Source organism: Spongisporangium articulatum (assembly GCF_044465595.1).
Taxonomy (GTDB): domain Bacteria; phylum Actinomycetota; class Actinomycetes; order Actinomycetales; family Kineosporiaceae; genus Spongisporangium; species Spongisporangium articulatum.
This window is the reverse complement of record NZ_JBITLV010000007.1, coordinates 15,977-42,820: the sequence shown is the minus strand read 5'-3', so window position 1 is coordinate 42,820 and position 26,844 is coordinate 15,977. Positions and strand designations below refer to the sequence as shown.

At 73.6% G+C, this 26,844-nt stretch carries 24 protein-coding genes; 9 read left to right on the top strand and 15 right to left on the bottom strand.

The annotated features are described in order from the left end of the window. Window positions 1-23: 23 nt before the first annotated feature. From ACIB24_RS19275 to ACIB24_RS19265, 3 genes are all read right to left on the bottom strand, one after another. Window positions 24-599, bottom strand: a complete 576-nt coding sequence (locus ACIB24_RS19275; RefSeq protein ID WP_398283710.1) for a DUF3000 domain-containing protein — start codon at window positions 597-599, stop codon at window positions 24-26. Between the two features lie 72 nt (window positions 600-671). Further along, a complete protein-coding gene (locus ACIB24_RS19270; protein WP_398283708.1) occupies window positions 672-1,409 on the bottom strand; it encodes an FRG domain-containing protein in 738 nt (245 codons plus the stop codon). 23 nt (window positions 1,410-1,432) lie between these two features. After that, window positions 1,433-2,989 (bottom strand): hypothetical protein, encoded by a 1,557-nt coding sequence (locus tag ACIB24_RS19265; protein WP_398283706.1) that lies wholly within the window; start codon window positions 2,987-2,989, stop codon window positions 1,433-1,435. A gap of 113 nt (window positions 2,990-3,102) precedes the next feature. On the opposite strand from ACIB24_RS19265, the gene ACIB24_RS19260 reads away from it, so the two are divergent. Next, the gene (locus ACIB24_RS19260) at window positions 3,103-4,476 is read left to right on the top strand and encodes a hypothetical protein (RefSeq protein ID WP_398283704.1); all 1,374 of its coding nucleotides are present in this window, start codon (window positions 3,103-3,105) and stop codon (window positions 4,474-4,476) included. A 12-nt stretch (window positions 4,477-4,488) separates the two neighbouring features. Then, window positions 4,489-5,550, top strand: a complete 1,062-nt coding sequence (gene hemE, locus ACIB24_RS19255; protein ID WP_398283702.1) for a uroporphyrinogen decarboxylase — start codon at window positions 4,489-4,491, stop codon at window positions 5,548-5,550. Window positions 5,551-5,613: 63 nt separating this feature from the next. On the opposite strand, the gene ACIB24_RS19250 is transcribed toward hemE, so the two are convergent. Continuing rightward, entirely contained in the window at window positions 5,614-6,654 is a 1,041-nt protein-coding gene (locus ACIB24_RS19250) for a DUF4349 domain-containing protein (RefSeq protein ID WP_398283700.1), read from the bottom strand. A gap of 119 nt (window positions 6,655-6,773) precedes the next feature. Between ACIB24_RS19250 and hemG the strand changes: the two genes are divergently transcribed. Genes hemG through ACIB24_RS19235 form a run of 3 tightly spaced genes read left to right on the top strand, consistent with a single transcriptional unit; the run spans window position 6,774 to window position 11,053 of the window. Beyond that, a complete protein-coding gene (gene hemG, locus ACIB24_RS19245; RefSeq protein WP_398283698.1) occupies window positions 6,774-8,222 on the top strand; it encodes a protoporphyrinogen oxidase in 1,449 nt (482 codons plus the stop codon). 14 nt (window positions 8,223-8,236) lie between these two features. Continuing rightward, window positions 8,237-8,929 carry a hydrogen peroxide-dependent heme synthase gene (hemQ, locus tag ACIB24_RS19240; RefSeq protein ID WP_398283696.1) on the top strand — a complete coding sequence of 231 codons (693 nt, stop codon included), beginning with the start codon at window positions 8,237-8,239 and terminating at the stop codon, window positions 8,927-8,929. Window positions 8,930-8,980: 51 nt separating this feature from the next. After that, window positions 8,981-11,053, top strand: a complete 2,073-nt coding sequence (locus ACIB24_RS19235) for a histidine kinase (RefSeq protein ID WP_398283694.1) — start codon at window positions 8,981-8,983, stop codon at window positions 11,051-11,053. Between the two features lie 87 nt (window positions 11,054-11,140). On the opposite strand, the gene ACIB24_RS19230 is transcribed toward ACIB24_RS19235, so the two are convergent. Further along, window positions 11,141-11,593 carry a GNAT family N-acetyltransferase gene (locus tag ACIB24_RS19230; RefSeq protein WP_398283692.1) on the bottom strand — a complete coding sequence of 151 codons (453 nt, stop codon included), beginning with the start codon at window positions 11,591-11,593 and terminating at the stop codon, window positions 11,141-11,143. After that, complete coding sequence (gene msrB, locus ACIB24_RS19225) at window positions 11,590-12,018, bottom strand: peptide-methionine (R)-S-oxide reductase MsrB (protein ID WP_398284117.1); 429 nt, start codon at window positions 12,016-12,018, stop codon at window positions 11,590-11,592. Before msrB ends, ACIB24_RS19230 begins: the two co-directional genes overlap by 4 nt. A gap of 121 nt (window positions 12,019-12,139) precedes the next feature. Between msrB and ACIB24_RS19220 the strand changes: the two genes are divergently transcribed. Further along, window positions 12,140-12,706, top strand: coding sequence for a hypothetical protein (locus ACIB24_RS19220; protein WP_398283690.1), 567 nt, complete (start codon window positions 12,140-12,142; stop codon window positions 12,704-12,706). Between the two features lie 6 nt (window positions 12,707-12,712). Here the strand turns inward: ACIB24_RS19220 and ACIB24_RS19215 are convergent, their stop codons facing one another. Next, a complete protein-coding gene (locus ACIB24_RS19215) occupies window positions 12,713-13,195 on the bottom strand; it encodes a hypothetical protein (protein WP_398283688.1) in 483 nt (160 codons plus the stop codon). Between the two features lie 76 nt (window positions 13,196-13,271). Here ACIB24_RS19215 and ACIB24_RS19210 point away from each other — a divergent pair, with 76 nt between their 5' ends. Together ACIB24_RS19210 and ACIB24_RS19205 are read left to right on the top strand one after the other, a co-directional pair. Continuing rightward, entirely contained in the window at window positions 13,272-13,694 is a 423-nt protein-coding gene (locus tag ACIB24_RS19210; protein ID WP_398283686.1) for a hypothetical protein, read from the top strand. A 3-nt stretch (window positions 13,695-13,697) separates the two neighbouring features. Then, window positions 13,698-14,660: an alpha/beta hydrolase gene (locus ACIB24_RS19205; protein ID WP_398283684.1), complete on the top strand. Its 963-nt coding sequence runs from the start codon at window positions 13,698-13,700 to the stop codon at window positions 14,658-14,660. A gap of 18 nt (window positions 14,661-14,678) precedes the next feature. On the opposite strand, the gene ACIB24_RS19200 is transcribed toward ACIB24_RS19205, so the two are convergent. Next, window positions 14,679-15,596: an alpha/beta fold hydrolase gene (locus ACIB24_RS19200; protein ID WP_398283682.1), complete on the bottom strand. Its 918-nt coding sequence runs from the start codon at window positions 15,594-15,596 to the stop codon at window positions 14,679-14,681. Window positions 15,597-15,780: 184 nt separating this feature from the next. Here ACIB24_RS19200 and ACIB24_RS19195 point away from each other — a divergent pair, with 184 nt between their 5' ends. Beyond that, window positions 15,781-17,040 carry a diguanylate cyclase domain-containing protein gene (locus ACIB24_RS19195; RefSeq protein WP_398283680.1) on the top strand — a complete coding sequence of 420 codons (1,260 nt, stop codon included), beginning with the start codon at window positions 15,781-15,783 and terminating at the stop codon, window positions 17,038-17,040. Here the strand turns inward: ACIB24_RS19195 and ACIB24_RS19190 are convergent. From ACIB24_RS19190 to glgX, 7 genes are all read right to left on the bottom strand, one after another. After that, the gene (locus ACIB24_RS19190; protein WP_398283678.1) at window positions 17,037-17,822 is read right to left on the bottom strand and encodes a dihydrofolate reductase family protein; all 786 of its coding nucleotides are present in this window, start codon (window positions 17,820-17,822) and stop codon (window positions 17,037-17,039) included. The genes ACIB24_RS19195 and ACIB24_RS19190 overlap by 4 nt on opposite strands. Next, the gene (locus ACIB24_RS19185) at window positions 17,819-18,307 is read right to left on the bottom strand and encodes a SufE family protein (protein ID WP_398283676.1); all 489 of its coding nucleotides are present in this window, start codon (window positions 18,305-18,307) and stop codon (window positions 17,819-17,821) included. Before ACIB24_RS19185 ends, ACIB24_RS19190 begins: the two co-directional genes overlap by 4 nt. A gap of 20 nt (window positions 18,308-18,327) precedes the next feature. Beyond that, window positions 18,328-19,077: an enoyl-CoA hydratase gene (locus ACIB24_RS19180; RefSeq protein ID WP_398283674.1), complete on the bottom strand. Its 750-nt coding sequence runs from the start codon at window positions 19,075-19,077 to the stop codon at window positions 18,328-18,330. Continuing rightward, window positions 19,074-20,960, bottom strand: a complete 1,887-nt coding sequence (gene treZ / locus ACIB24_RS19175) for a malto-oligosyltrehalose trehalohydrolase (protein WP_398283672.1) — start codon at window positions 20,958-20,960, stop codon at window positions 19,074-19,076. Before treZ ends, ACIB24_RS19180 begins: the two co-directional genes overlap by 4 nt. Before the next feature lie 30 nt (window positions 20,961-20,990). Continuing rightward, window positions 20,991-21,767, bottom strand: a complete 777-nt coding sequence (locus ACIB24_RS19170) for an SDR family NAD(P)-dependent oxidoreductase (RefSeq protein WP_398283670.1) — start codon at window positions 21,765-21,767, stop codon at window positions 20,991-20,993. 197 nt (window positions 21,768-21,964) lie between these two features. After that, the gene (gene treY / locus ACIB24_RS19165) at window positions 21,965-24,466 is read right to left on the bottom strand and encodes a malto-oligosyltrehalose synthase (protein WP_398283668.1); all 2,502 of its coding nucleotides are present in this window, start codon (window positions 24,464-24,466) and stop codon (window positions 21,965-21,967) included. Further along, entirely contained in the window at window positions 24,466-26,790 is a 2,325-nt protein-coding gene (glgX, locus tag ACIB24_RS19160) for a glycogen debranching protein GlgX (RefSeq protein ID WP_398283666.1), read from the bottom strand. Before glgX ends, treY begins: the two co-directional genes overlap by 1 nt. Window positions 26,791-26,844 lie beyond the last annotated feature (54 nt).

The window sequence follows — 26,844 nt, the reverse complement described above, 5'->3', positions numbered from 1 at the left end:
GAAGGTTCGGCGTACGCAGCAGTCTACCGCCGCAGGGCGGTGACTCCAGGGGGCAACGGCGGCAGCCCGGCGACCGTGCACAGCAGCGTGGCCCAGGCGGTGAGGTGGGCACCGAGCGGGCCCAACGGCGTCCAGGAGGCCCGGATCTCGATGTCCACGGTCCCGGCCGGGCCGGCCAGCTCGCCGAACGTCTCCGACAGCACCCGGGTGACGGTGCCCCCGGCGGCCAGGTGACCGGCGGAGTCGTCGGCCAACGCGTCGGTCAGCCACGACCAGCCGACCTGGCCGAGCATCGGGTCGGCACCCATCTCGGGTTCCAGCGCCGCCTTCACGAACGAGACGATCCGGAACGGCCCCTCCCACGACTCCGGCTCCGACGGGTCGTGCAGCAGGACGAACCGGCCGGTGGCCAGCTCCTCGTCGTCGAGCACGACGTCGGCCGACAGGGCCAGTGCGTAGGGCGCGATGCGCTGCGGGGCCGGCACCTCCTCGAACTCGACCTCGGGTCGCATCGAGGGGGCGGAGACGGACGCGCGCACCTCGGCGGAGGCCCTGAGGAAAGCCTCAGGCGCCCCGCTGGGAATCTCCCGCACCGCCACGTCGGCAGCGTACGGTGACGGATCGGAACAGTCGGGCACGACGCGCGGGGGACAGGCGGCCTCGAGCAAGCCTTAAGGGCCAGGTCGCGCCGCGAGGGCGGCCCGCATGGTGGCCATGTCGGCCAACCCGTCGAGGTCCGGGAACAGCTGGTGGTCGGTGACGCCCATGGCGTCGAGGTCGGCCAGGGCCTCGGCGGCGCAGGCGGCCGGGAGCAGGCAGCGGGTCAGGGCCACGCCCTCGGCGACCCGCTCGACGTACTCCTCGAGGCTGGACGTCGCCGCCCGGCACAGCGTGAACCGGCCGCCCTGGTTCTGCAGCCGGGTGTTGCCGCCGCCCGGGGCGGTGACCACCTCCACGCCGCCGTCGCCGCCGCGCCACACCGGGTTGTCCAGGTGCAGCGCCCACACGGCGACCTGCGAGCCGATCGTGTCCGGGCCACGCAGCAGGTGCGACCGGAACGCGAAGAACGCCGCGACGTACGGGCTCAACGACCAGTCGAGCAGCCGGGTGGGCAGCCCGTGGTGCTGGCCGAGCGCGGCCAGCGCGCGGTCGTCGTCCACCACCTCGCGCGCCACCCCGGCCTCCAGGCACCCGGCCCGCCACTGCGCGAGCAGCGAGTCCCACAGCTTCAGGCGTTCGGGCAACGGGACGGCGGCGAACCGGCGGTCGAACGCGGTGGCCAGCCGCCAGTCGGCGTCCCCGGCGCCGCGGAACAGGTAGCGCTCGCGGCGGAAGTGCCCGTCGCCGAACAGTTCGAGGAAGAAGTCGCGTTTGAACTCGGGCCACCCGGTGCACGAGATAGTCCGCACCGCAGGTGCTCTGGCGGCCACGCTCAGGCCTCCCGGAGCGCGGCGCCGGAGGTGCCGAGCCCGACGCTGGCGGCCAGGCACGGGTGGACGACGTAGGTCACCACGTCGGCCGGCAGCTTGAACTCGTCGACGTCGCCGAGGGTGTAGAAGACCTCGCGGCCGCCGTCGTCGAGGTAGCCGAGCAGGCCGTTCATCCACAGCACCGTGCCGAGGTCGGTGGCCGACTCGAAGTGCGGGTCGGCGATCTCGCGCAGCCCCTCGAGGTCGGCCCGGGGGAACCGGGCCGCGCCGACCAGCCGCACGATGGAACGCATCTCGTCCTGCACACCGGCGATGTACGACTGGGTGCTGGTGTACAGCTCGGAGTACGTGTGGGTGGCCGCCCCGTGCGGCATCAGGTCGGAGGAGACCTGGTTCGCACACTGCGCCAGCTGTGAGTCGCCGAACCGCTTCGCGGCCCGGACGACGACCTGCCGGACGACGTCCTCCGGCACCTTCGCGCGCCGGTTCCGCTTCTGCCGCAACACTTCCGCGGCCAGTTCGTTGCCGACCGAGACGACGTCGCGGGGGATCATCCGGGTGTGCCGGATGATGTACTCCTCGACCCGTTCGCGCACGCCCCACTCATTGGTCAGCGAGCCCAGGCCGAGCCAGTCGGCCAGCGTCGCGTCGCCGGTGGTTCGTCGCATGACGAACTCCTCGGGCAGCCGGCGCACCTTGTCCTGCAGCAGGTAGGTGAGCGCGTCGGCGTCCCAGGTGAGCACCCGCAGGTGCGGCTCGTCGTGGTAGCGGGGGGCGTGTTCGGAGCGGCGCACCGACGACATCACGATGTCCCGGATCGACACCACCACGTGCAGCCGGCCCCCGAACCGGTGGTCCCGCAGCATGCGCATGACCTGGTAGAACAGCCCCTCCTGGCACTTCAGCCAGTACATCGGCGCGTGCCCGAACTCCTCGTCCACCGCGTCGAGGTAGAAGTACAGCGGCGGGCAGTGGGCGATCACCTCGCCGAGCACGTCCTCCAGGTCGTCCCACAGCGGGTTGTCCAGGAACCGGGTCAGCTCGCCCGCGGTGTGGCAGTCGTTGATGATCTCGCGCACCTGGTTGTAGATCGAGCGCGGCCGCCGGTACTTCCCGAGCAGTTCGGTGTAGCCGGTCTCCAGGTCGGCCAGGTGCAGGTCGGGCACGTGCACGCGCAGCTCGGCGCGCAGCAGCAGGTGCGAGACGACCGCCCGCAGGATGGCCCGCGACCAGATCTGCATCCACTTCTCGACCAGCACCTGCCCCGAGAACCACTGGCAGGCCCGGACGATGACCTCGGTGCTCGGCGGGTCCTGCCGCGGCACGTCCGCGTACACCGAGGCCTGCCGGGCCTGGTGGTCCTGCAACCGGCGCAGGTAGACGGTCTTGCCCGCCCCGAGCTTCCCGGCGATGACCCGGGCGGTCGAGTCCTCGGCCCGGGTGGCCAGGGCGCCGAACGCGTTGTCGTGCCCGAAGTCGACGAAATCACCCAGCAGCCGGTCGATCTCGGCGCGCGAACCGTCCGGGTTGCCGAACGGTCCGAGCGGGTCCACGGTCACCCGTGCACTGTCCGGCACCCTGCCCCCATGATCATGTGATTGGTGAACCCTTCCGAACCGAGTGTGACGCTTGCACCATTAAGCCATCGACGGTGGTCGAGCGGGAGGGTCGTTTGGACGTCAAGTCAGGGGTGGGAGCGGCGTCGGGGGACACGCGGGACTACCGCACCCCCCGCCGGTTGCGGGTCCGGCGCCACGTGCGGGCGCACGGGACGCGGGCCGTGCTGCTCGGGACGACGGGCACGGGGGTGCTGGCCGGGTTCCTGTCGGCCTCGGACTACACCTGGCCGCTGCTGGCCTATCTCGGCGTGGTCGCCGCCTCGTCGGCGCTCATCCTGGTGGCCATCGGGCTGCCGACCCGCGCGGGCCCCGCGCCCGCCCCGGCGAACGGGCCGGCGTCGTCCCGGACCGTCCGGACGGTGAGCCGGGCCGCGTCGGTGGCCTCGACGTTCCTGCGTCCCGGCCCGGACGAACTGCACGACCCGGTCTACGGGGCGGGCCTGCGGGCCCTGCTGCCGCCGTCGCGCCCGCTGCTGGTCATCTCGAGCAACCGCCGGGACGTCGGGCGCGACCACGAGCTGCCGCTGCCGCTGTTCGCCGCCACCCCCGGGCGGCCGACGTGCGTCGACGTCGACCCGCGCGAGTTCGGGATCCCGTTACGGCCGTACAGTTTCGAGCGCGAGCAGCCCGAGGGCGGGCAGGACGTCGACCACACCCTCGCGGTGAAGGACCTGGTGTTCATGCCCGAACTCGCCGCAGCGTTGGGGGGCGGCGTACCGGACCGGCCGACGGACGATGCCCCGGTGATGCTGCCCGAGCACTGCGTCGACCCGCAGCTGCTGGCCGAACGGGACGTCGTGGTGATCGGCGGCCCGGACACGAACTTCTGGCACGGCGCGCTGTTCGAACCGGTCGCGCGGGAGTTCGCCGTCCCGCGCAGCCCGGTGCCGCTGGCTCTGCAGCTGCGCTCCGGGGGGAGCCCGCTGCCCAGCTACGGGTCCCGGTCGATGGGGGTGCGGCTGGCGGGTCTCGGCGACGTCCTGCCGCACAGCCGGGACGACGAGACCGACCTCGACGAGCGGCTCTTCCCGACCTACGGGATGGCCCTGGCCGCCCGCAACCCGTACGCCGCCGCCCTCGGCCGCGCCCACTGGGTGCTGTTCGTCGCCGGCACCCGGAGCCTGGGCACCAGCGGGGTGCTGCTCGGGCTGACCCGGATGCTGCGCGCCATGCGGGCCGACGACGGCTTGAACTTCGCCTCCCACGTGCCGAGCGCGGCCGGGCCGGTGCCCGTGTCGGCCGCGCTGTTCCGGGTCGGTGAGGTCCAGCAGCCCCTGTTGCGCCGGGGCGGCGAACTGACGCCCCGCCAGGTCCGGGCCCTGCCGCCCTCGGGGCTGGACCCCCAGTACAGCGACGGATACGTGCCCACGGTGGTCGAGTACCTGTCCTACGGCGACGGCTCCCCTCCGACCTGGAGGGTGGTCTGAGAGGATCAGGCCGTGCCGAACCCCACGACGACGACCACGGCGCCCCTGCTGCGTGCGGCCCGCGGTGAGCCGGTGGACCGGCACCCGGTCTGGTTCATGCGCCAGGCCGGGCGGTCCCTGCCGGAGTACCGGAAGGTCCGCGAGGGCATCCCGATGCTGGAGAGCTGCCGCCGCCCCGAGCTGGTCGCGGAGATCACCCTGCAGCCGGTGCGCCGGTACGGGGTCGACGCGGCGATCTTCTACTCCGACATCGTCGTCCCGCTGAAGGCCGTAGGCCTCGACCTGGACATCGTGCCCGGGGTCGGGCCGGTGGTGGCCGAGCCGTTCCGCACGGCCGCCGACCTGGACCGGATCCCGGAGCTGACCCCCGAGGCCGTCCCCGAGATCGCCGAGGCGGTCCGGCTGCTGGTCGGCGAGCTGGGCGACCCGACCGCGGGCGGTACCCCGCTGATCGGCTTCGCCGGGGCCCCGTTCACGCTCGCCTCGTACCTGGTCGAGGGCGGGCCGAGCCGCGAGCTGCAGAAGACCAAGGCACTGATGTACGGCGACCCGGGCCTGTGGGCGGCGCTGCTCGAGCGCCTGGCCCAGATCTCGGCGGCCTTCCTGGCGGTGCAGGTCGGCGCCGGGGCGGCCGCGGTGCAGCTGTTCGACTCATGGGTCGGCGCGCTGCCGCTGACCGACTACCGCCGCTACGTTCTGCCCGCCTCCCGCTCGGTGCTCGCGCACGTCGCGGCCGTGGCGCCCGAGGTGCCCCGGATCCACTTCGGCGTCGGCACCGGTGAGTTGCTGGCCGCGATGGGTGACGCGGGCGCGGACGTCGTCGGCGTCGACTTCCGGGTCGGCCTCGACGAGGCCGCCCGGCGCCTGGGCCCGAACTTCTCGGTGCAGGGAAACCTCGACCCGGCCATGCTTTTCGCGCCCTGGCCGGTGATCGAGCAGCGGGTGCTGGAGATGCTGGCCGCCGGTCGGACCGCGCGCGGGCACATCGTCAACCTGGGCCACGGCGTCCCGCCCGCCACGGACCCGGACGTCCTGCACCGGATCGTCGACCTGGTCCACGAGCAGACCCCCTGACGCGGTGACGCGCTGGTACGGCCGCCGAGCCGGCTGTACCAGCGCGCAACCGGAGGCGGTGGCTTACGCGGCCGGGCGACGGCGGCGCAGCACCAGCGCGGGGGTCAGCACGAGGCCGAGGACCAGCGCGAACGGCAGCACGGCGCCGGCCACGGTCAATAGCACCGTCGTGCTGGCCTTGATCGCGTCCCACCCGGCCCGGAACCCGGCCAGGAACCCGTCGTCCGCCGGCTTCGGCGCGGGCTCGGCCCCCGGCGGGCTGAGCGTGAGGTCGAGCGTGGCCATGGTCGCCTGGTCGTCGAGCGCGCGGTAGCGGGCCTGCGCCGCCTCGAGCTCGGCCTCCCGGCGGGTCAGCTCACCCTCCAGCAGGACGACGTCCTTCAACGACTTCGCGTCGGCCAGCAGGGCCCGCACCCGGTTCACCGACGCCTCCTGCGTCTTCACCCGGGAGTCCAGGTCGGCGATGGTGGCGGTGACGTCCTCGCTGGTCGTGGTCCGGCTCAGCTCCTCGCCCAGCTCGGCGGTGCGGGCCAGGGCGTCGTCCAGCCGCGCCTCGGGCACCCGCAGGGTCATGGACGACGACCCGTTCCCGAAGCTCAGGGACTCGGTGGCCACCGACCCGCCCAGCGATGTCGCCACGGTGCGTACCCGCGCGGCCGCCGCGCTCACGTCGTCCACCCGCAGGTCCTGCTGGGCGGTGCGGACGAGGCGGGTGCCGCCCGGTAGTGACGGGTCGGAACCCCCGGCGGTGGCGGTGATCTCGTCGGGGGCGACCTTGCTCGCGGTGGTCCCGGAGTCGGCGCTGAAGCCGAGGTTGGTCGCGCCGGGGGCGGGCTCGACGGCCGCCCGGGCGGCCGAATCACCCGCTCCGCCGGCCGATGCACCCGTCCCGCCGGCCGATGCGCCCGTCCCGCCGCCCCGGCCGGCCGAGTAGCCGACCGCGAAGACCGCGAGGGCGACGGCGAGCAGCGCGACGACGGCGAGCGCGACCCGCCCGGAGCGGTGCCGGAACGGGTTCTGGCGGAGGGTCTGACCGAGGGTCCGCAGCGTGGGCACGGTGATCGACATGTGGCTGTGACGCCACAGCCCGCCCCCAGGTTCCACCCGAATCGATCCTGCGTTTGCGCATGATCACCGCGAGCCCTGCGGTGATCATGCGCAAACGCAGGATCGGGACGTTCGGCCCTGGCGGGGGCGCGCGGCCGGGCTGCGACAATCGCGGGGTGCGGGTGATCGTGGTCGGAGGTGGCCTGGCCGGGTTGGTCGGGGCGCTGCGCCTGGCGCAGCAGGGCTGCGCCGTGACGGTGCTGGACGCCGCCCGCGAGGTGGGTGGGAAGCTCGCCCTGCGCGCTCCGGGGCTCGAGGAGTTCGGCGCCGACCTGGAGCTGGACGTCGGGGCCGAGTCGATGATCGCCCGCCGCCCCGAAGCGGTTCGGCTGGTGGCCGAGCTGGGGCTGGCCGAGCAGCTGGTGCACCCGGGCCCCGCCCGCCCGTTGATCGCCTCGCGAGGTGCGCTGTACCCGCTGCCGGCCGGCACGCTGATGGGCGTCCCGGTCGACCGGCGCTCCGTGGCCAACCTGCGCGGCCTGCTGACCGACGCCGAGGTGGCCCGGGTGGAGGCCGAACCGACCGTGCCCGTGCGGCCCGTCGACCCGGCCCTGGCCGACGTCGCCGTCGGGGGCTGGGTGGCGCACCGGTTCGGCCGCGCCGTGGTCGACCGGCTGACCGAACCGCTGCTGGGCGGCGTCTACGCCGGGCACGCCGACGAGCTCTCGATGCGGATGGCCGTCCCGCAGCTGTGGCCGCGGGCCGCCGCCGCCGAGACCGTGCTCGACGGACCGCCCCTCACGCCCCCGCCGGCCCCCGACGCGCCGCCCGTCTTCGCGGGGCTGCGGGGCGGTGTCGGGACGCTGGTCCGGGCGCTGCTCGCGGCGCTGGCCGCGGCGGGGGCCACGGTGCGCACCGGGGTCACGGTGCGGGCCCTGACTCCGGGGCCCGAGGGCTGGGCGCTCGAGACGGGGCCGGCCCCCGCACCCGAGGTGCTGAGGGCGGACGCCGTGCTGCTCGCCGTCCCGGCACCGGCCGCCGCGAAGCTGCTGGCCGCTGCAGCGCCCGCCGCCGCCGACGAGCTGGCCGGGCTGCGCACCGCGAGCGTGGCGGTGATCAGCACGCTGATCCCGGCGGCCCAGCTGCCCGGGCTCAGCGGCTCTCAGGCGGCGTCCGGCCTGCTGGTGCCCCCGGTCGAGGAACGGCTGATCAAGGCGGCCACGTTCTCCTCGGTGAAATGGCCGTGGCTGCGTGACCGGCTGGCGGCCCACGAGCTGCACGCCGTCCGGCTGTCCGTGGGGCGGGTGGGGGAGGAGCGCTCGCTGCAGCGCGGCGACCCCGACCTGACCGCGGCCGCCCTCGCCGACCTGGGCGACGTGCTGGGAGTGCCCGCACCCGAACCGGTCTGGAGCACCGTCGTGCGGTGGGGCGGGTCCCTGCCGCAGTACGAGCCCGGGCACCTGGCCCGGGCGGCGGCCGTGCGCGCGGCCGTGCGCGCCGTCCCCGGTCTGGCCGTGGCCGGCGCGGCCCTGGACGGCGTGGGGCTGCCCGCGGTGATCGGCTCCGCCGAACGCGCCGTCACCGACCTGCTCGCCACGGCGGGCGCCGGCCCGGTTTCCACGTAGGGGAAGATGGAGTCATGAGCGAGCACGCGCCGAAGGCCCGAGAGATCAACGACACCATCCGGTACACGATGTGGTCGGTGTTCAAGGTCGACCGGCTGCCCGGCGAACGGGCCGGGCTGGCCGCCGAGGTCGAGGCGATCCTGAGCGACCTGGCGGCCAAGGACCTCGTGCTGCGCGGCACGTACGACGTGTCGGGCCTGCGCGCCGACGCCGACCTGATGGTCTGGTGGCACGCGCCCGACGTCGAGACCGTGCAGGAGGCCTACCGCCGGATGCGGGCCTCGGAACTCGGCCGCTACCTGACCCCGGTCTGGTCGACCGTCGGCCTGCACCGCCCGGCCGAGTTCAACAAGGGCCACGTGCCCGCGTTCATGGCCGGTGAGGAACCGCGCGGCTACCTCTGCCTGTACCCGTTCGTGCGCAGCTACGAGTGGTACCTGCTGCCGGAGGCCGAGCGCCGCCAGATGCTGGTCGACCACGGTATGGCCGCCCGCGGCTACCCCGACGTGCGGGCCAACACGGTGTCGTCGTTCGCGCTGGGCGACTACGAGTGGCTGCTGGCCTTCGAGGCCGACGAACTGCACCGGATCGTCGACCTCATGCGCGACCTGCGAGCCACCGAGGCCCGCCGGCACGTGCGCGAGGAGATCCCGTTCTACACGGGCCCGCGCGTCCCGCTCGCGGAGTTGCTGGCCTCCCTGCCGTAGCACCGGCTGGCACCCCTGCCCCCGGCGGGGGCGAGTTGGCATGATCCCCGCATGGACCGTGCGGGGCGTGCTGCGACCCTGGTCGCCGCGTGCACCGCGGTGCTCGCGGTCGCGGCCCTCGTCCTGGCCGCGGCGCAGACCGACCAGGACGGCTGGGGCGCCACTGTCGTCGCGGCCGTAGCCGCGGGCGGAGCCTTCGGGCCCGTCGGCGCGCTGATCGTCCGCCGCCGGGGCAACGCCGTGGGCTGGGCGATGCTGGCCGTGGGGGTGTGCCTGGCGGCTCAGGTCGTGGGCACCCAGTACGGCGTGGTGGACGCGACCGGCCGGCTCGACCTGCCCGGCGGGAGCGTGGTCCTCGCCGTGAGCCTGATGTTCTGGGCGTTCACGCCGGGGGCCGCCGGTGTGTTGTTCCTGCTCTTCCCGTCCGGCGCTCTCCCCGGCCCGCGTTGGCGGCCGGTGTTGCGCCTGCTGGTCGGCAGCTGGGCGTTGCTGGCCGTGGTGGGGATCACCGGCGGCGAGCGGATCTCGCTGACCGAGTCGAGTGCGGTGCGCTACGAGAACCCGCTCTACGTGGAGTCTCTCGCTCCGGCGCTGAGGTACGCGCTACCGGTGCTCCTCCCGCTGGGCATCGCCCTGGTGTTCGCGGCCATCGCGTCGCTGGTCCTCCGGTTCCGGCGCGGCACGTCGGACGACCGGGAACGGGTCAAGTGGCTGGCCTACGTCGGGGCGGTGTGCCTGCTCTTCCTACCCGTGGAGTTCGTCCTCGCGCTGGCGGGTTTCAGCAGCGCCCTGACCGAGTCCGTGTTCTACGTCTTCTTCGCCGTGGTCGCACTCGGTGTCCCGGCGGCGATCGGGTCGGCCATCCTGCGGCACGGGTTGTACGACATCGAGGTCGTGATCCGCAAGACCGTGGTCGCGGCTCTGCTGGTGACCTTCTTCGTCGCGGTCTATGCGCTCGTCGTCGGGGGCGTCGGGGCCCTCGTACACGCGGAGGGCAGCGCGTCGCTGTCGTTCGCGGCGGCCGTGACGGTCGCCCTGCTGTCACAGCCGGCGCTGAACCGGGCCCGCCGGTTCGCCGACGTGCTGGTCTACGGCCGCCGCGCCACCCCCTACGAGGTGTTGGCCTCGTTCTCCGATCGGCTCGGCGAGACCCGTTCCTACGAAAGCGTTCTCGACGAGATGGCCCGGGTGGTGGGGGAGGGGTCGGGGGCGCGCGAGGCGCGGGTGTGGCTGCGTGTGGGCCGGGAGGTCCGGGTCGGAGCCTCCTGGCCGCCGGACTCGCGCGGGCCGGCCCCGCCCGTGGCGCTGCGCGCCGGCCGCGGGAGGGACGACGCCCCGCCCCTCCCGGGTGATGTCACCGCCGCGGTGCGGCACGACGGCGAACTGCTGGGCGCGCTGACGGTGACCATGCCGCCGTCGGAGCCGCCGACCGAGGTGACCCGCACCCTGGTCTCGGACCTGGCGGCCCAGGCCGGGCTGGTGCTGCGCAACGTACGGTTGGTCGAGGAGCTGCGGGCCTCCCGTCGGCGCCTGGTCACGGCGGGCGACGAGGCCCGCAAGCGGCTGGAGCGCAACCTGCACGACGGCGCGCAGCAGCAGCTGATCGCCCTGCGCCTGCGGTTGCGGCTGGCCGAAGCGGTGCTCGACGACCCCGACGCGATGCGCGAGGCGCTCGAACAGCTCGGCGTGGCGACCCAGGCCGCGCTCGACGACCTGCGCGCCCTGGCCCACGGCATCTACCCGCCGCTGCTGCGCGAGCGTGGGCTGGTCGCAGCCCTGGAGGGGCAGGCGCGTCGTTCGGCGGTGCCGGTATCGGTCGAGCGCGTCGAGTTGGAGCGGCACCCCGAGGACGTCGAGGCGGCCGTCTACTTCTGCGTACTGGAGGCGCTGCAGAACGTCGCCAAGTACGCGGGCGCGACGTCCGTGAGGGTGCGGGTCTGGGAGGACGACGGCCCGCTGTCGTTCGCGGTCGCTGACGACGGTTGCGGGTTCGACCCGGCCGCAACGGCTTTCGGCTCGGGTCTACAGGGAATGGCCGATCGCCTGGCCGCCTTGAACGGGACCTTGAGCGTCGAGTCCCGACCTGGCGTCGGCACGATCGTGACCGGCCGTCTGCCTGCGTAGCGCGCCACGGGCCCGCGGTGGGCGCGGTGTCACACAGTGCTCACCAGGTGATCGTCGTGCCACACCGTGCTCACCGCGACCGGCGGCTCACCGTGACGGGGGACGCCGCATGGGTACGTGCGGAATGCCGTCCTCGACGTACTCCGGGCCGGTGACCTCGAATCCGAAGGCGCTGTACCACTTCTCCAGGTACGACTGGGCCTCCAGAACCACGGGCCCGGTACCGGCCTCGGCCAGGACGGCGCGCATCAGCTCACCGGCCAGGCCCTGCCCGCGCGCGTCGGCCCGGGTGCAGACCCGACCCACGCGGGTCGTCCCGTCCGGCTCGGCCAGCGTGCGCAGGTAGGCGGTCGGCGCGCCCCCGGCGTCGGCCGTCCACCAGTGCCCCGTGCCCGGCTCGACGTCACGGCCGTCGAGCTCGGGGTAGGGGCACTCCTGCTCGACGACGAACACGTCGACGCGCAGCTTCAGCAGGTCGTGCAGGGTGCCCGGGTCGAGTGCGGACCACCCGGCCCGGTGCACCCCTGGCGCATCGTTCATGCCTTCGGCTCGAGCCGGAGGCTGACCGAGTTGATGCAGTACCGCAGGTCGGTGGGCGTGTCGTAGCCCTCGCCCTCGAACACGTGCCCGAGGTGCGAGCCGCAGTTCGCGCACCGGACCTCGGTGCGCTTCATGCCCATCGAGGTGTCGGTGATGTACTCCACGCGGTCCTCGGCCAGCGGGGCGAAGAACGACGGCCAGCCGCAGTGGCTGTCGAACTTCTGGTCGCTGCGGAACAGTTCGGCGCCGCAGGCGCGACAGTCGTAGACGCCCTCGGTGTGGGTGTCCCAGTACTCGCCGGTGAAGGCCCGCTCGGTGCCGGCCTCGCGCAGCACGTGGAACTCCTGCGGGCTGAGCTTGGCCCGCCACTCCTCGGCGGAGAGGGCGACCGGGTAGTTGGTGGTGCTCTGCTCACTATTTCTCATGCCCTGCACAACACCGACGGTACCGGCGTCGTTCCCGTCGCCGTGCGGGCCCGCGGGAGTGGGTCGACACTGATTGCAGGAATCAGAATCAGGATGAATCGGGCAATCCCTGGAGGATGTCATGAGCTCCGAAGCCCCCGAGTCCGGTCTGTCGGCCGGAACGCCGCCGACCCCCGCGCCCGGTGGTGTGCCCAACCAGGCCGCCGCGCCCGTCGTCCCCGTGATCGCCGGGTCCGCGGACACCCCCGCCCTCGGCGAGCAGGCGGGCCCCAAGCGCCGCACCGGGATGCACCCGCTGCGGCTCCTGCTCGCGGTCTCCGCCGTCGTGCTCGCGCTGGCGCTCGGCCTGGTGAACCAGACGTCGGGCGAGGCCTCGCTGGCGCTGCGGGTACCCGCCCTGCTGGCCGCCATGGTGCTGTTCGGCCAGGGCGTCCTGGACATGTGGCGCGGCCTGCCGCACCGCTGGTCGTTCCGCTCCGGCGTGACTCCGAGCGTGGCGGAGACGCCGCCCGTCGCCGAGGCCGGCCCGGCGTGGCTGCTGCCGCTCTTCCTCGGCGTCTGGCTCGGCTGCGCCGACCTGGTGGTGGGGTCGACCAGCCCGCTCAAGGAGCTGGCCGTGGTGGCCGCGTTCGTGCTGTTCGCCTACGGCTGGATGCAGCGTCCAGCGATGACCCCGCCTGCGGCGTAAAGAGTCTCAGCCCAGGAAGCCGGTGCCCGCGTAGACGTGCAGCACCGGCACGCCCAGGGTGTCGCGGGCCTTGGACGCCCAGTCGGCGTGGAACGTGTCCTCGACCGCGTGCGGCTCGGTGACCACGAACACCTCGTCGGCGCCGTCGGCGACCTCGAGCCGCAGCGCCGCGATCGGGTCGCCCTCGACGACGTCGCCCGTCGCCTCGGCGCCGGTGCCGGTCAGCGCGGCGACGGACGCGGCGAGGGCCTCGGCGGCCTCGGCCTTGTCGAGCCGGTCGTCGTCCTTGCCGCGGACGGCGTCGAGCGCCTCGCGCAGCTCGAACAGGCTCAGGTGGTCGAGGACGTCGGCCAGCAGGTTGCGCTTCACGTCGGCGGGGACGATCACGTGGTACGCGACGTCCTCGCCCTCGTGCACCTGGACCAGCCGCTGCGCGTCGGCGTCCGACAGCGCCTCCTCGGTGAGCACCGTGATCGACAACGCGGCCACGCGGCCTCCTCCTGCACAGGGAACGTTGGGGAGACCAGTTGTAGCGCGTACAGGCGGCCGAGGCAGAATCGGGCCCATGAGCGAGACCGGTGAGACCTCCGCCCCGACGGCGTCGAAGGAGCCGGCGCACTGGCCGCTGGTCACCCTGCTGCTCGGCAGCGGCACGATCCACCTGGCCGCGCCGCAGCTGTACGAGGGGATGATCCCGAAGTCGCTGGGCGCCCCGCGGCCGTGGGTGACCTGGTCCGGCGTCGTCGAGCTGGGCATCGGGGCCGCGCTGCTGTCGAGGCGCACCCGCCGGCCCGCGGCCCTGGCCGCCGCGGCCCTGTTCGCCGGCGTGTTCCCGGGCAACGTGACGATGGCCGCGAAGGCGCTCCGCTCGTCCCGCGCGTCGACCGCGTGGAAGGCGGCGACGCTGGCCCGGCTGCCGCTGCAGGTGCCGATGGTGACGCAGTCCCTGAAGGTCGCGCGGGCCCAGAAGCCTTCGCAGCGAGGCTGATCGGTGACCGGCGAGCGGGACGGAGGCCACCGACGGGGTCGGCGCCGGCTGGCGCTGGGCGCGGCGGTCGCCGGCGGGACGTCGGTCGCGGCCGGGCTCTCGGCCGTCGCCGCCGCGGGGCTGTTCGCCCGGCTCGTGCGACCCCGGGTGCCGGCGACGCACTTCAGCGGCGACCCGCGTACGGCGCACGGACTCGACTTCCGGGAGGTCGTCGTCCCGGCCGACTCCGGTGACCTGCCCGCCTGGCTGGTCGAGGCGGGCGTCGGGACGGGGGCGTCGCACACGTGGGCGGTGCTCGTGCACGGCCCGGGCGGTGACCGCACCGAGACCCTGCGGGCCCTGCCGATCCTGCACCGGCTGGGCATCACCTCGCTGGCCGTCGGCTCGGCCGCGGTGGCCGGAGACCCGGGCCAGCCGCTCGACCGGTTCCGGCTCGCCGACGCCCAGTGGCAGGACGTCGAGGCCGCCGTCGTGCACGCGGTCCGCCACGGGGCGCAGGACGTCGTGCTGGTCGGCTGGTCGGTGGGGGCTACGGCCGTGCTGCAGGCCGCCGTGCAGTCGTGGACGGCGCAGCGCGTGCGGGGTCTGGTGCTCGACTCGCCGGTCCTGGACTGGCGGCAGGCGCTGGCGCACGAGGTGCTGCCGGGTCGGTTCGCGGCACCGGTCGGTTGGGCCGGACGGCAGGTGCTGGCCCACCCGCGCGCCTGGCGGCTGGTCGGGCGGGCCCCGGCGGAGGTGCAACGGTTGGACTGGGTGGCCCGGGCGGACTCCCTGCGGCTGCCGACCCTCCTCCTGCAGGGCACGGACGACGAGATCGCCCCGGCCCGCGCGGCGCACCAGTTCGCCGACGCACGGCCGGACCTCGTCACCTACCAGGAGTTCCCGGGCGCGGGGCACGCCGCGACGTGGAACACCGACCCGGAGGGCTGGGCCGCCGCCCTGGCCCGGTTCCTGCTCCGCCTCTAGTTGTGCGTTTCTGCATGATCACGAACGGAGGTAGCCGTGGCGCTCCAGGTGACCGAGGGTGAGACGGGCGACCGTCTCCGGGTCCTCGCAGTGCGCCATGTGTCCGACACCCGGCAGCTCGACGTACCCGGCCTGCGGCATCGCCCGGGACAACCGCCGCCCGAGCCGTACGGGGGTGAGCGCGTCGGCGTCCCCCCACAGGGTCAGCGTCGGCACCCGCAGCCCGCGCACGGCCTCCCAGGCGGTCGGGCGCCGGTGCGGGAGGTAGCTGTTGATCAGGCCACGCAAGGTCAGGACCAGGGCGTCGAGTGAGTGCCGGGCGCCCTCCTGCTCGGCGATCTCCGTCAGCACGGTGGTCCGCCAGCGTTCCTGGGCCGCGGTGGACGAACCGGTCCGGAAGGCGAGCATCAGGTCGGCGCGCTGCTCGCGGCTGGTCGTCGACCAGCGCCGGGACAGCACGCGGCGGCCGCCGGGCAGCGCGGTCACGGCGACGCCCAGTTCGACCGGACCGCGCGGGAACAGGTTCGGCACGGCCGGGGAGATGAGCGTCAGCGTGTGCACCAGGTCAGGACGACGGACCGCCAGGGCCAGCGTCACGAGGCCGCCGAAGGAGTTGCCGACGACGTGCGCCGGGCCGCCCGTGGCCTCCAGGTACGCCTCCAGGGTCCGGACGAACCGCAGCACCGAGTAGTCGCCACCGGGCGGCGGCGGGCTGATCCCGAACCCGGGCAGGTCGACCGCCTCGATCGAGAGGTGGGGGGCCAGCAACGACCCCAGGTCGGACCAGACCGAGGCGCTGGCTCCGAGGCCGTGCACCAGGACGGCGCGCGTGGCGCCGTGGTCGCCCGCGGCCGCCCGACCGAGGCGACGCACGTGCACCGGCACGCCCCCGGCATCCACCTCGGCCCCGGGCCAGCGCGTGACCTCGGGCGGCATGGTCCCGAGGGGGAGTTGGGAGGGCCGGGGCGGTTCTGTGGGGGTATGCGCAGGGGCGGGCGCAGGCATGCCCTCATGATCCCACGGCGCCGGTCTCAAGGCGGTCGGGTCGCAGGCCGACGCCGATGGCGTAGACCGATACTTGGAAGTGTGCGCCACACGTGTGAGGAGTGAAGGCCGGACCGTGGACACCGAACCCCGGGACCGACCGCTCTGGGCCGCGCTGGAGATCAGCCCCGACGCCGTCGCCATCGCGCGGCTCGACGAGGGCGAGTTCTTCCTGGAGTCGAGCAACCTGGCCGGCACCCAGTGGTACGCCGACGGTGAGCGCGGCCTGCGCGAGGACCTGCACGGCGCGGCGGCCGGTGCCCTGACCTACGGGGCCCGGGGCCGTCACCGGATCGAACGCCCGGGGGCGGGGGGCCCGGCCGTGCTCGAGGTCGCCGTGACCCGGGCCGCCGCCGACCGGGTCCTGCTGATCGGGAGGGACGTCACCGAGACCCTGGCCGAGCAGGCCCTGCTGTCGGCCGCCTACGAGCAGACCGCTCAGGTCCGCGCGGTGCTGCAGACGGCCCTCGACGCGACCGCGCTCGCCTTCGCCGTCTACGACGTGACCCGCGACGAACACCTGGCCGTGACGGGGTTGCCGCTGGTCCTGATCAACCCGGCCGGGGCGGCCCAGTTGGAGGTGGCCGACCCCGGCGACCTCACCGGGGGTGACCTGCGCGACCTGTTCCCCGACGCGGTCGAGTCGGGGATGTGGCAAGCCGTGCTGGACACCCTCGACGCGCACGTCACGACCACCTTCCGCTACCACGAGACCGACGCCCGGGGCGTCTGGCGGGCGTCCTGGGACCACACCATGGCCCCCGTCGGCGACGACCGGGTGGTCGTGACGTGGCGCGAGGTCACCGCCGACGAGAGCCGGCAGCGGGAGCTCAGCCGCGCCCACGCCGAGGCCCACCACGCCTCCCGGCACGACGCGCTGACCGGGCTGCCCAACCGGCTGCAGCTGCAGGAGACGTTGCGGGCGGCCGCGCAAGCCCCGGACCGGGACGAGAGCGTCGCCCTCGTCTACGTCGACCTGGACGGGTTCAAACAGGTCAACGACACGCTCGGGCACGCCAGCGGCGACCTGCTGCTGCAGGCCGTGGCGCAGCGCCTGGCCCGCGTCGTGCGGGCCGACGACCTGGCCGTGCGGCTCGGCGGGGACGAGTTCGTGCTGCTCCTGCGGCGGCTGCCGAAGGACTGGGACGCAACGGGTTTCGTGACCCGGTGTCACACGGCGGTCGAGCAGCCGGTGGTGCTGCCCGCCGCGGAGATCGTGCCCCGGGCCAGCTTCGGGCTGGCCATGGCCACCCTCGAGGACACCGATCTCGACGCCCTGCTCGAACAGGCCGACCGGCAGATGTACTCGAACAAGCAGGCGCAGAAGCAGGGCTAGTCGTTGGGCTGGTCGTGCACCAGCCACCGCCCGAGCAGCAGGCCGTCGGCGTGGATCAGGTGCGCGAGCCGGGCCTGGTGCACGAACCCCGGCCCGTGCGCGATCCGGGGGCCGTCGCCGCCGACCAGCAGCGGCGACCAGGTCAGGCACAGTTCCTCGACCCGGCCCGCGGCCATCGCCCGGGCCAGCAGGGTCGGACCGCCCTCGAGCAGCACCCGGCCCAGCCCGCGCGACGCCAGCACCTGGACGGCGTCCGCCAGGTCGAGTTCCCCGCCGTCACCCGCGACGATCACCCGGTCCGGCCCGGCCAGGCCGCGCAGGGCGGGCAGGTCGGCATCGGCCGTGGTGACGACGAGGCTCGGGTTCGGTCCCGTGAACAGCTCGGGCTTCAGACCGTCGCCGGAGCGGGTCACGACGGCCAGGCACGCGGCGGGCGCCTGGCCCGCGGCGGCCCGCCGGTCGGCGAACGCCGCCCGTGCCTCGGGCGGCCCGTAGCCCTCGGCGCGGACTGTGCCGGCCCCGACCAGGATCACGTCGGCCAGAGCGCGCAGCACCCCGAACACGGCGGTGTCGGCGGGGGCGTTGATCGTCCCGGACCGCCCGTCCGCGCCGGTCGCCGAGCCGTCCAGCGTCGAGACCATGTTGGCCCGGACCCAGCCCCGGGCGGGCATCGGGTCGGGGTAGGCGTACAGGTCGGCGAGGGCCTGCAGCGCGGAGGCGCGGTCGAGGGTCAGGTCCCCGACGTCGGCCGACCCCGGCAGCAGGAGCTGCAGGACGGTCATGCGTCGCGCAGGTCTGACGGAACCTGGGAGCCGATGCCCAGGCCGGTGCGGACCTGCCGCTTGATCCGGCCGAGCATGCCCGCCATGCCACCGAGCCGCTGCTGGCTGATCGCCTCCGACAGGCCCAGCCGGCCCGGGACGTCGTCCGGTACCTCGAGCAGTTCCCGGGCGGTGAGCCCGGCGAGGCCCTCGCTCAGGATGCTGGCGAAGCCGCGGGTGGTCGGCGCCTCCGGCGGGGCGTCGAAGTAGATCCGCACCGGGTCGTCGAGGCCACCGTCGAGCTCGACCTTCACGAAGGCGGGCGACATGCACTCCGCGACCCGTTCCATGCCGTCGTGGTCGCCCGCGTAGCGCTCGGGCAGGGCGGGCAGCTCCCGGGCGAACTCCATCAGGAGCTGCAGCCGGTCCTGCTTACCGAGGGCCTGGAAGTCGTCGGCGATCTGCGCGAACGACTCGGGCAAGGTGGGCTGATTCGACGGGGGCATCACGTCATCCTTGCACCCGGCTACTTCCCCTGGAAGTTGGGCTGCCGCCGGTCGGCCCGGGCCCGCAGGCCCTCCCACGAGTCGTCGCTGCCCCACACGACGTCGAAGCTGGCCTCGACGGCGTCGTCGGGCGCGATCACGTCCGGGTGGGCGTCGCCGGTCGCGACCAGGCGGTTCAGGGCCAGCTTGTTGAAGGTCATGGCCAGCGGCGCCATCGCCGCGATCTCCTCGGCCCACGCGATCGCCGCGTCGACCTCGCCGAGGCGGTCGACCAGGCCCACGTTGTAGGCCCGCTGCACCTCGAGGGTGTCGGCGCCCAGCAGCAGCGCCCGCGACGGGCCACCGCCGATCAGCGAGATCAACCGCTGGATCGACCAGGCGTCCAGGGCCAGGCCCAACCGCACGGTGGGCACGGAGAACCGGACCGTGGGTGCGCCGACCCGCAGGTCGCAGGCGATGGCCAGCTGGCAGCCGGCGCCGATGGCCGGCCCGTTGAGCCCGGCGATCACGGGGATCGGCAGCCGGACCAGGCCCTGCAGCAGGTCGGCCAGGGTGCGGGTGAACCCGGGGTCGCGCACGGTGTCGAGGTCGGCCCCGGCGCAGAACGTGCTGCCCTCCCCGGTGATGACCAGGCAGCGGGCGCCGGACTGGCTCGCCTTCGTCGCCGCGTCGAGCAGCCCCCGGGCGTGCTCGGCGTTCAACGCGTTGCGCTGCGCGTGCCGCTCGATCCGCAGGACCGTCACTGCGCCGCGTTCCTCGATGCCGATCATGCGTGGGGCTCCTCGTAGCTGAAGTTTCCGTCCCTATCCATGTACCAGTCGGACCGCGGTACGGCCACGACCGCCACGGAGTCGGGTCCCAGAAGATACGTGCCGGCCCGGGTCACCGGGCTGCGTCCCCCGGGGTCCTCCCAGCCGACCTCGCCGAAACCCAGCCGGGACCGTGCGCCCTCCCCGCACGGCAGGGTGGCCGGTCGGGGCCCGATGTTCACCAGTACCGAGAACCGCCCGCGGTGCACAGCGACCCAGTTCTCGGCCGGGTCGTCCGGGACGTCGACGCGGACGGCGGCCAGGTCGTCGTCGCGCAGTTCCGGCTCCTCGCGGCGCAGGGCGATCAGCGCGCGGTACCACTCGAGCAGCGGGGCGTGCTCGCCCGTGCCCGGCTCCGACCAGTCCAGCACGGACCGGTCGCGGGTGGCCGGGTCCTGCGGGTCGGGGACGTCGTCCGCGCTCCAGTCCCCACCGTGGCCCGCGAACTCCGCCCGGCGCCCCTCCCGGACCGCCTGCGCGAGCTCGGGCGACTCGAAACTGGTGAAGAACTGCCAGGGGGTGCTCGCGGCCCACTCCTCGCCCATGAACAGCATCGGCGTGAACGGTGAGGTGAGCACGAGCGCGGCCGCCGCCGCGAGCCGGCCGGGGGACTGGCTCGCGGACGGCCGGTCACCCGCGGCCCGGTTGCCGACCTGGTCGTGGGTCTGCGTCGCCACGACGAACGAGTGCCCGCGGTGCCGGGCCGGGTCGACCGGGTGCCCCCAGGTCTGCCCACGGAAGGCCGAGTAGTCGCCGGTGTGCCGGAACACCCCGGTCAGCACCCGGGCCAGTACCTCGACGGAGCCGAAGTCGCAGTAGTAGCCGAACGTCTCGCCGGTCAGCCAGGCGTGCAGGGCGTGGTGGACGTCGTCGGCCCACTGGGCGTCCATGCCGAACCCGCCGTCGCTGGTCGCCTCCACCGTGGCCGGGTCGTTCAGGTCACTCTCGGCGACCAGCCCGAGCGGGCGGCCCAGCTGCGCGGACAGGGCGGCCACGGCGTCGGAGAGCTCGGCCAGGATGTGCTGGGGCGAGCTGTCGACGAGGGCGTGCACGGCGTCCAGCCGCAGGCAGTCGACGTGGAAGTCGCGGAACCAGCGCACCGCGTTGTCGACGATGAACGCGCGCACCGCCGGCGCCCCCTCGTCGTCGAGGTTCACCGCCTCTCCCCACGGCGTGTGGTGCTTCCCGGAGAAGTAGGGCCCGAAGTCGCGCAGGTAGTTCCCGTCCGGTCCGAGGTGGTTGTAGACCACGTCGAGGCAGACGGCCAGACCGTGCCCGTGCGCCGCGTCGACGAACCGCTGCAACGCCTCCGGCCCGCCGTAGGCCTCGTGCACCGCGTACAGGTTCACGCCGTCGTAGCCCCAGCCCCGCGGCCCGGGTGACCCGGCGACGGGCAGCAGCTCGACGACGTCCACCCCGAGCTCCACGAGATGACCCAGCCGGTCGATCGCGGAGTCGAGAGTGCCGGTGGGGGTGAAGGTTCCGACGTGCAGCTCGTAGAAGACCGGCCCGTCGGCCACCGCCACGCCGGCCCAGCCGGCGTCCGACCAGTCGTACCAGCCGGGGTCGAAGACGCGGCTCGGGCCGTGCACGCCGGCCGGTTGCCAGGCGCTGCGCGGATCGGGCCGCGGCGGGCCGCCGTCGAGGGTGAACGAGTAGTCGGTGCCGTGCCCGGCGCCGAGCACCGACGCGCGCCACCAGCCGCCGTCCGCGCGGTCCATCGGGACGACGCGCTCGTGGTGCTCGTCGCCCGGCTGCTCACCGTTGCCGGGCTCGGGGCCCGTGCCGGGCAGGTGCAGCATCACCCGGGCCGCGTTCGGGGCCCAGACCGAGAACTCGTGCACGCAGTGCCCTTTCGAGAAGGAGTGAAGAGATCAGGTACGGCCGCGGGCGCCGCCGGCCCGGGAGGCGACGGCGCGGGTGATCCGGCGCGGGATCAGCCGACTGGCGACCACCACGGCCTTGTACCGCACGTCGGGTACGGAGACGACGGCGTCGCGGGCCAGGTCCTTCAGGCCGGTGGACACCACGTCCTCCGCCTTCAGCCACACCCCGCCGGGGCTGGAGCTCATGTCGATGCCGGCCCGCTCGTGGAACTCGGTGCGGGTGAACCCCGGGCACAGCGCCATCACCTTCACGCCCGTGCCCGTCAACCCCGCCGACAGGCCCTCGCTGAACGAGACCGCCCACGCCTTGCTGGCCGAGTAGGTCGACCCGCGCCCCGGGACCAGCCCCGCCACGCTCGCCACGTTGATCACCGCGCCGCTGCCCCGGGCGATCATGCCCGGCAGCACCGCGTGGGTCAGCTGCAGCAGGGCCGTCACGTTGAGTTCGAGCTGCCGGTGCAGGGTTTCGTAGTCGGCGGTCCAGAACTCGCCCGACGTGCCGATGCCCGCGTTGTTCACCAGCAGGTCGACGGGCCGCTCCGTGGCCTGCAGCCGGGCCACCACGGGCTCGCGGGCCGCGGGGTCGCTCAGGTCGGCGGTGATCAGCTCGACGGTGCGGCCGAGTGGTTCGAGCTCGGCGCGCAACGCCTCGAGGCGGGCGGAGTCGCGGGCGACGAGGACGAGGTCGTGGCCGTCCGTGGCCAACTGCCGGGCGAAGGCGGCACCGATGCCGGCGGTCGGGCCGGTGACGAGGGCGATGGGCATGGGCGTCAACCTATCGGGGGCGGCGGGGGCCGCGCGCGATGGCGACCTCCGGGCTCTCCGGGGCCTGACGGCCGACCGGCCGGCCCGTTCGGGGCACATCGACGATCGTCGAGGCGCGTTTTCGAAGCGCCCAGTCGGCGCGGTTCTGCGGAACCGCGCACACCGTCGGCGCTGGATACGGGCGTCGGATGCGGGCGTCAGTCACGGACGAGCAGCGCCACGGGCAGGTCGGCGAGGAGCAGGACGACGGGCGCCTCCACGCTCCACTCGCGCCCGGTGAGCACGTCGGTCCAGGTGCCCGGGGGCAGCGTGAGGGGCGAGTCGTCCCAGCCACCGCTCGCCATCAGGCCGACGTGCAACCGCGTCACCACGCTCAGGACGGTGCAGCTCTCGAGCGTGTCGCCGCCGCGGGCGAAGGCGAACAGGTGCTCGGAGCCGGTCGGCACCGGGACGTACCCACCGGCCGCGCCCGTGCTCGGGCCGAAGGTCCGGGGGAGGTCGCGCCGCAACCGCAGGGCCCGGGACGTGACCAGCAGCTTCTCGGCGTCCAGCCGGTCGGCGGGGTCGAACGCGTCGGGCCGGACGCCGTCGTCGAGGCGGGTCAGCACCTCCCGGCGGAAGGCGTAGTCGACCGGGCGCCGGTTGTCCGGGTCGACGAGCGAGCGGTCGACGGCCTCGCAGCCCTGGTACACGTCCGGCACGCCCGGCATGGTCAGCTGCACGAGCTTCTGGCCGAGCACGTTCACCCGGTCCGCCGGGGCGAGCCGCTCGACGAAACCCCCGATGGAGGCGACCAGGTCGAGGTCGGCGAGGACGCCGCCGGCGAACGCGGCGGTCGAGGCCTCGTAGCCCTCGTTGGGGGCGGTCCACGACGTCCAGACCTTGGCCTCCCGGACGGCCTTCTCCAGGTAGGCCAGCACCCGGTCCGGGGACGGTGGCCCGGCCTCGCCCCAGATCGCGACCAGCGTCTGCCACAGCAGGTACCGGGTCTGCCCGGCGGGCCATCCGTCGTCCAGGTGTCGCTCCGCCAGGTCCTCCCACTCCAGGACGGCGCGGGCCCACTCGCCGGGCATCTCGGAGAGCGTCAGCAGGCGGGCCCGGGCGTCCTCGGAGCGCTTCGTGTCGTGCGTGGACAGGGTGGTCATCGTCTGCGGCCAGTCGCGTTGCAACCGGTCCGCGAACTCGTGGAACTCCTCGGGGGAGAACGAGAACCGGTGCGGGTCGGCGCCGACCTCGTTGAGCGCGAGCAGGCGCGTCGTCCGGTAGAAGAGGGTGTCCTCGATGCCCTTGGCCATCACCGGACCGCAGGTCTGCTGGAAGCGGGTGCAGAACTCGCGGCGCAGCGGGTCGGCGGACGCCGAATCCAAGGCGATCTCGCGGATCGCCCGCAGCGCCGCCAGCGTCTGCTCGCCGAGTTGCCAGCCGCCGGCCGCGTCGAGGGCCGCGGCGGCCCGGGCCACCGCCATGTCGAGCACGCGCTGCGACTCGATCGGCGCCGGCTCGCCGGGTTCGGCGTAGGCCCGGTACCGGTCCATGGCCACCAGCAGGTGCGAGAGGGCCTGCTGCAGGCTGCTTCTCGTGTGGTCGCGCAGTTCGAGATCGGTCGCGCAGATCCGCACCAGCAGCGTCAGTAGCCGGTCGAGCTCCGGCTGCAGCACCATGTCGAGCGCGGTGAACTTGGCGTTCTCGACCATCTGGTCGAGGTAGTCCTCGTCGACGCCCTCGGGTTCCGCGAGCCGGGTCAGCGTGCCCTCGCCGTCGGGGTCGACGAACACCCCCTGGACGGCGTTCAGCGCGTCGTACCCGGTGGTCCCCGCGCAGGCCCACCCCTCCGGCAGCGCCTCGTCGCCCTCGAGGATCTTCTCCACCACGACCCAGGCTCCGCCGGTCGCCGCCTGCAGCCGGCGCAGGTACCCGGCCGGGTCGGCCAGGCCGTCGGGGTGGTCGATCCGCAACCCGGACAGCCCGCCCTCCGCCACGAGTCGCGCGATCAGTGCGTGCGTCGCGTCGAACACGTCGGGTTCCTCGACGCGTACGGCGATCAGCGACGTGACGTCGAAGAAGCGCCGGTAGTTCAGTTCCTCACCGCCGACCCGCCACCAGGCCGGCCGGTACCACTGGGCGTCCAGCAGCTCGGCCATCGGCAGCTCGGAGGTGCCTTTCCGGAGCGGGAACTCGTGCTCGTAGTAGCGCAGCACCGGCCCGCCCGCGGCCGACGCGTCGACGGTCAGCTCGCCGTCCGCGACGACGTCGCCGACCGGACCGCCGAGCACCGGCATCAGCAGCTGCCCGTGCGAGCGGCCCGGGTACGGCGACCAGTCGACGTCGAACCAGTGCGCGAACGCCGAGTCCCGGCCCTGCGCGAGCACGTCCCACAGGGGCGCGTTCAGCCGGGCCGGCGTCGGCACGGCCATGTGGTTCGGGACGACGTCGGCCACCGCCCGCAGGCCGTGCGCCTGCAGCGCCCGGTGCAGTTCCGCGAACCCGGCCTCGCCGCCGGCCTCGGCCGACAGCCTCGTGTGGTCCACGACGTCGTACCCGTGCGCCGACCCCGGGGTCGCCTGCAGGACGGGGGAGAGGTAGACGTGGCTGACGCCGAGGGCGGCCAGGTACTCGGCGAGGCCGGCGACCTCGGCGAAGCCGAACTCCGCGCGCACCTGCACCCGGTACGTCGCACCGGGCGCGTCGTCGTAGATCACTACGAGCCCAGGTGTGCGGGCGTCGGGTCCGTGCGGGGCGCGGGACGGGGCGCGAGTTCCAGCTTCCGCTCCCCGGCCTGCCCCGGGACCCCCTCCGCCATCCGGGTCGTGGTCCGGACCACCGAGGGCGACCCCGCCGTGCCGACCCGGCGGGCCCCGGTGGCCAGGCCCGTGAGCGGCGTCGCGTCGTCCACGCTCGGCCTCGAGAGCACCACCAGCGAGCGTGCGGCCACGTGCGCCGTCCCGCCGGCCGTGTGGGTCTCCCCGTCGTCGGTGAACCCGACCTCGTCGGCCGCGGTGTCGATGACCACGTTCCACCACTCGCCGTACTCCGCCGGCGGCAGCGTGAACTCGAGATCCTCGTAGTGGGCGTTGAACAGGATCAGGAACGAGTCGTCGACGACCTTGCGGCCGCGCCGGTCGGGCGCCAGCAGCTTCTCGCCGTTGAGGAACACGGCGAACGCGCGGGCGTAGCCGTTGTCCCAGTCCTCCTGCTCCATGATCGTGGCCCCCGGCGTGAACCAGGCGATGTCGCCCAGCTCGCTCGAGCCGCCCCGCTCGGCCGCACCCTGGAAGAAGCGGCGCCGGCGGAACACGGGGTGCTCGTGCCGCAGCGCGACGACCCGCTGGGTGAACGCGAGCAGGTCGGCCTGCGCGTCGTCGAGCTTCCAGTCGATCCAGGCCAGCTCGTTGTCCTGGCAGTAGGCGTTGTTGTTGCCGCCCTGGCTGCGGCCCAGCTCGTCACCGTGGGCCAGCATCGGCACCCCCTGGCTGAGCATCAGCGTGGTGAGGAAGTTGCGCTGCTGCCGGGCCCGCAGGGCGAGCACCTGCTCGTCGTCGGTCGGGCCCTCGACGCCGCAGTTCCACGACCGGTTGTGACTCTCCCCGTCCTGGTTGCCCTCGCCGTTGGCCTCGTTGTGCTTCTCGTTGTAGGAGACCAGGTCCCGCAGGGTGAACCCGTCGTGCGCGACGACGAAGTTGATGCTGGCGATCGGGTGCCGGCCGTCTTCCTGGTAGAGGTCGGAGGAGCCGGTGATGCGCGAGGCGAACTCGCCGAGCGTGGCCGCCTCGCCGCGCCAGAAGTCGCGCACGGTGTCGCGGTACTTGCCGTTCCACTCCGTCCACAACGGCGGGAAGTTGCCCACCTGGTAGCCGCCGTCGCCGATGTCCCACGGCTCGGCGATCAGCTTCACCTGCGAGATCACCGGGTCCTGCTGGACGATGTCGAAGAACGCGCTCAGCCGGTCGACCTCGTGGAACTGGCGGGCCAGGGTCGCGGCCAGGTCGAACCGGAAGCCGTCCACGTGCATGTCGAGCACCCAGTAGCGCAGCGAGTCCATGATCAGCTGCAGCACGTGCGGGTTGCGCATGAGCAGGCTGTTGCCCGTACCGGTGGTGTCGAAGTAGTGCGAACGGTCGTCGTCGACGAGGCGGTAGTAGGCGTCGTTGTCGATGCCGCGGAAGCAGAGGGTCGGCCCCAGGTGGTTGCCCTCGGCGGTGTGGTTGTAGACCACGTCGAGGATGACCTCGATGCCCGCCTCGTGCAGCGCGCGCACCATGCTCTTGAACTCCTGCACCTGCTGGCCGCGCTGGCCGCTGGCCGCGTAGGCGTTGTGCGGGGCGAAGAAGCCGATGGTGTTGTAGCCCCAGTAGTTCGACAGGCCCTTGTCGGTCAGCGTCGTGTCCTGCACGAACTGGTGCACCGGCATCAGTTCGATCGCCGTGACGCCGAGCGCGACCAGGTGCTCGATCGTCGCCGGGTGCGCGATGGCGGCGTAGGTGCCGCGGATGTCCTCGGGGATCGCCGGGTTGGTCATCGTCAGGCCCTTCACGTGGGCCTCGTAGATGACGGTCTCGTGGTACTCGCGGCGCGGCGGGCGGTCGTTGGCCCAGTCGAAGAACGGGTTGACGACGACGCTCAGCATCGTGTGCCCGATGCTGTCGGCGTCGTTGAACTCCTGCTCGCCCTCCTCGTTCGGCTCGAACCGGTACGAGAACAGCGACTCGTCGCCGTCGATCTGCCCCTCGATCGCCTTCGCGTACGGGTCGAGCAGCAGCTTGCTGGGGTTGCAACGGTGCCCGGCGGCCGGGTCGTACGGGCCGTGCACGCGGTAGCCGTAGCGCTGCCCCGGGCCGACCGAGGGCGCGTAGCAGTGCCACACGAAGCCGTCGACCTCGGTGAGCTCGACGCGCTCCTCCGAGCCGTCGTCACCGATCAGGCACAGCTCCACCGACTCCGCGATCTCCGAGAAGAGCGCGAAGTTCGTGCCCGCACCGTCGTAAGTAGCCCCCAGCGGGTAGGGATGGCCGGGCCAGATGTCCATTCGCGCCATTCTTGCCTCTCGCGCCGACGTCGGCACGGCATGTGGTCACGACGC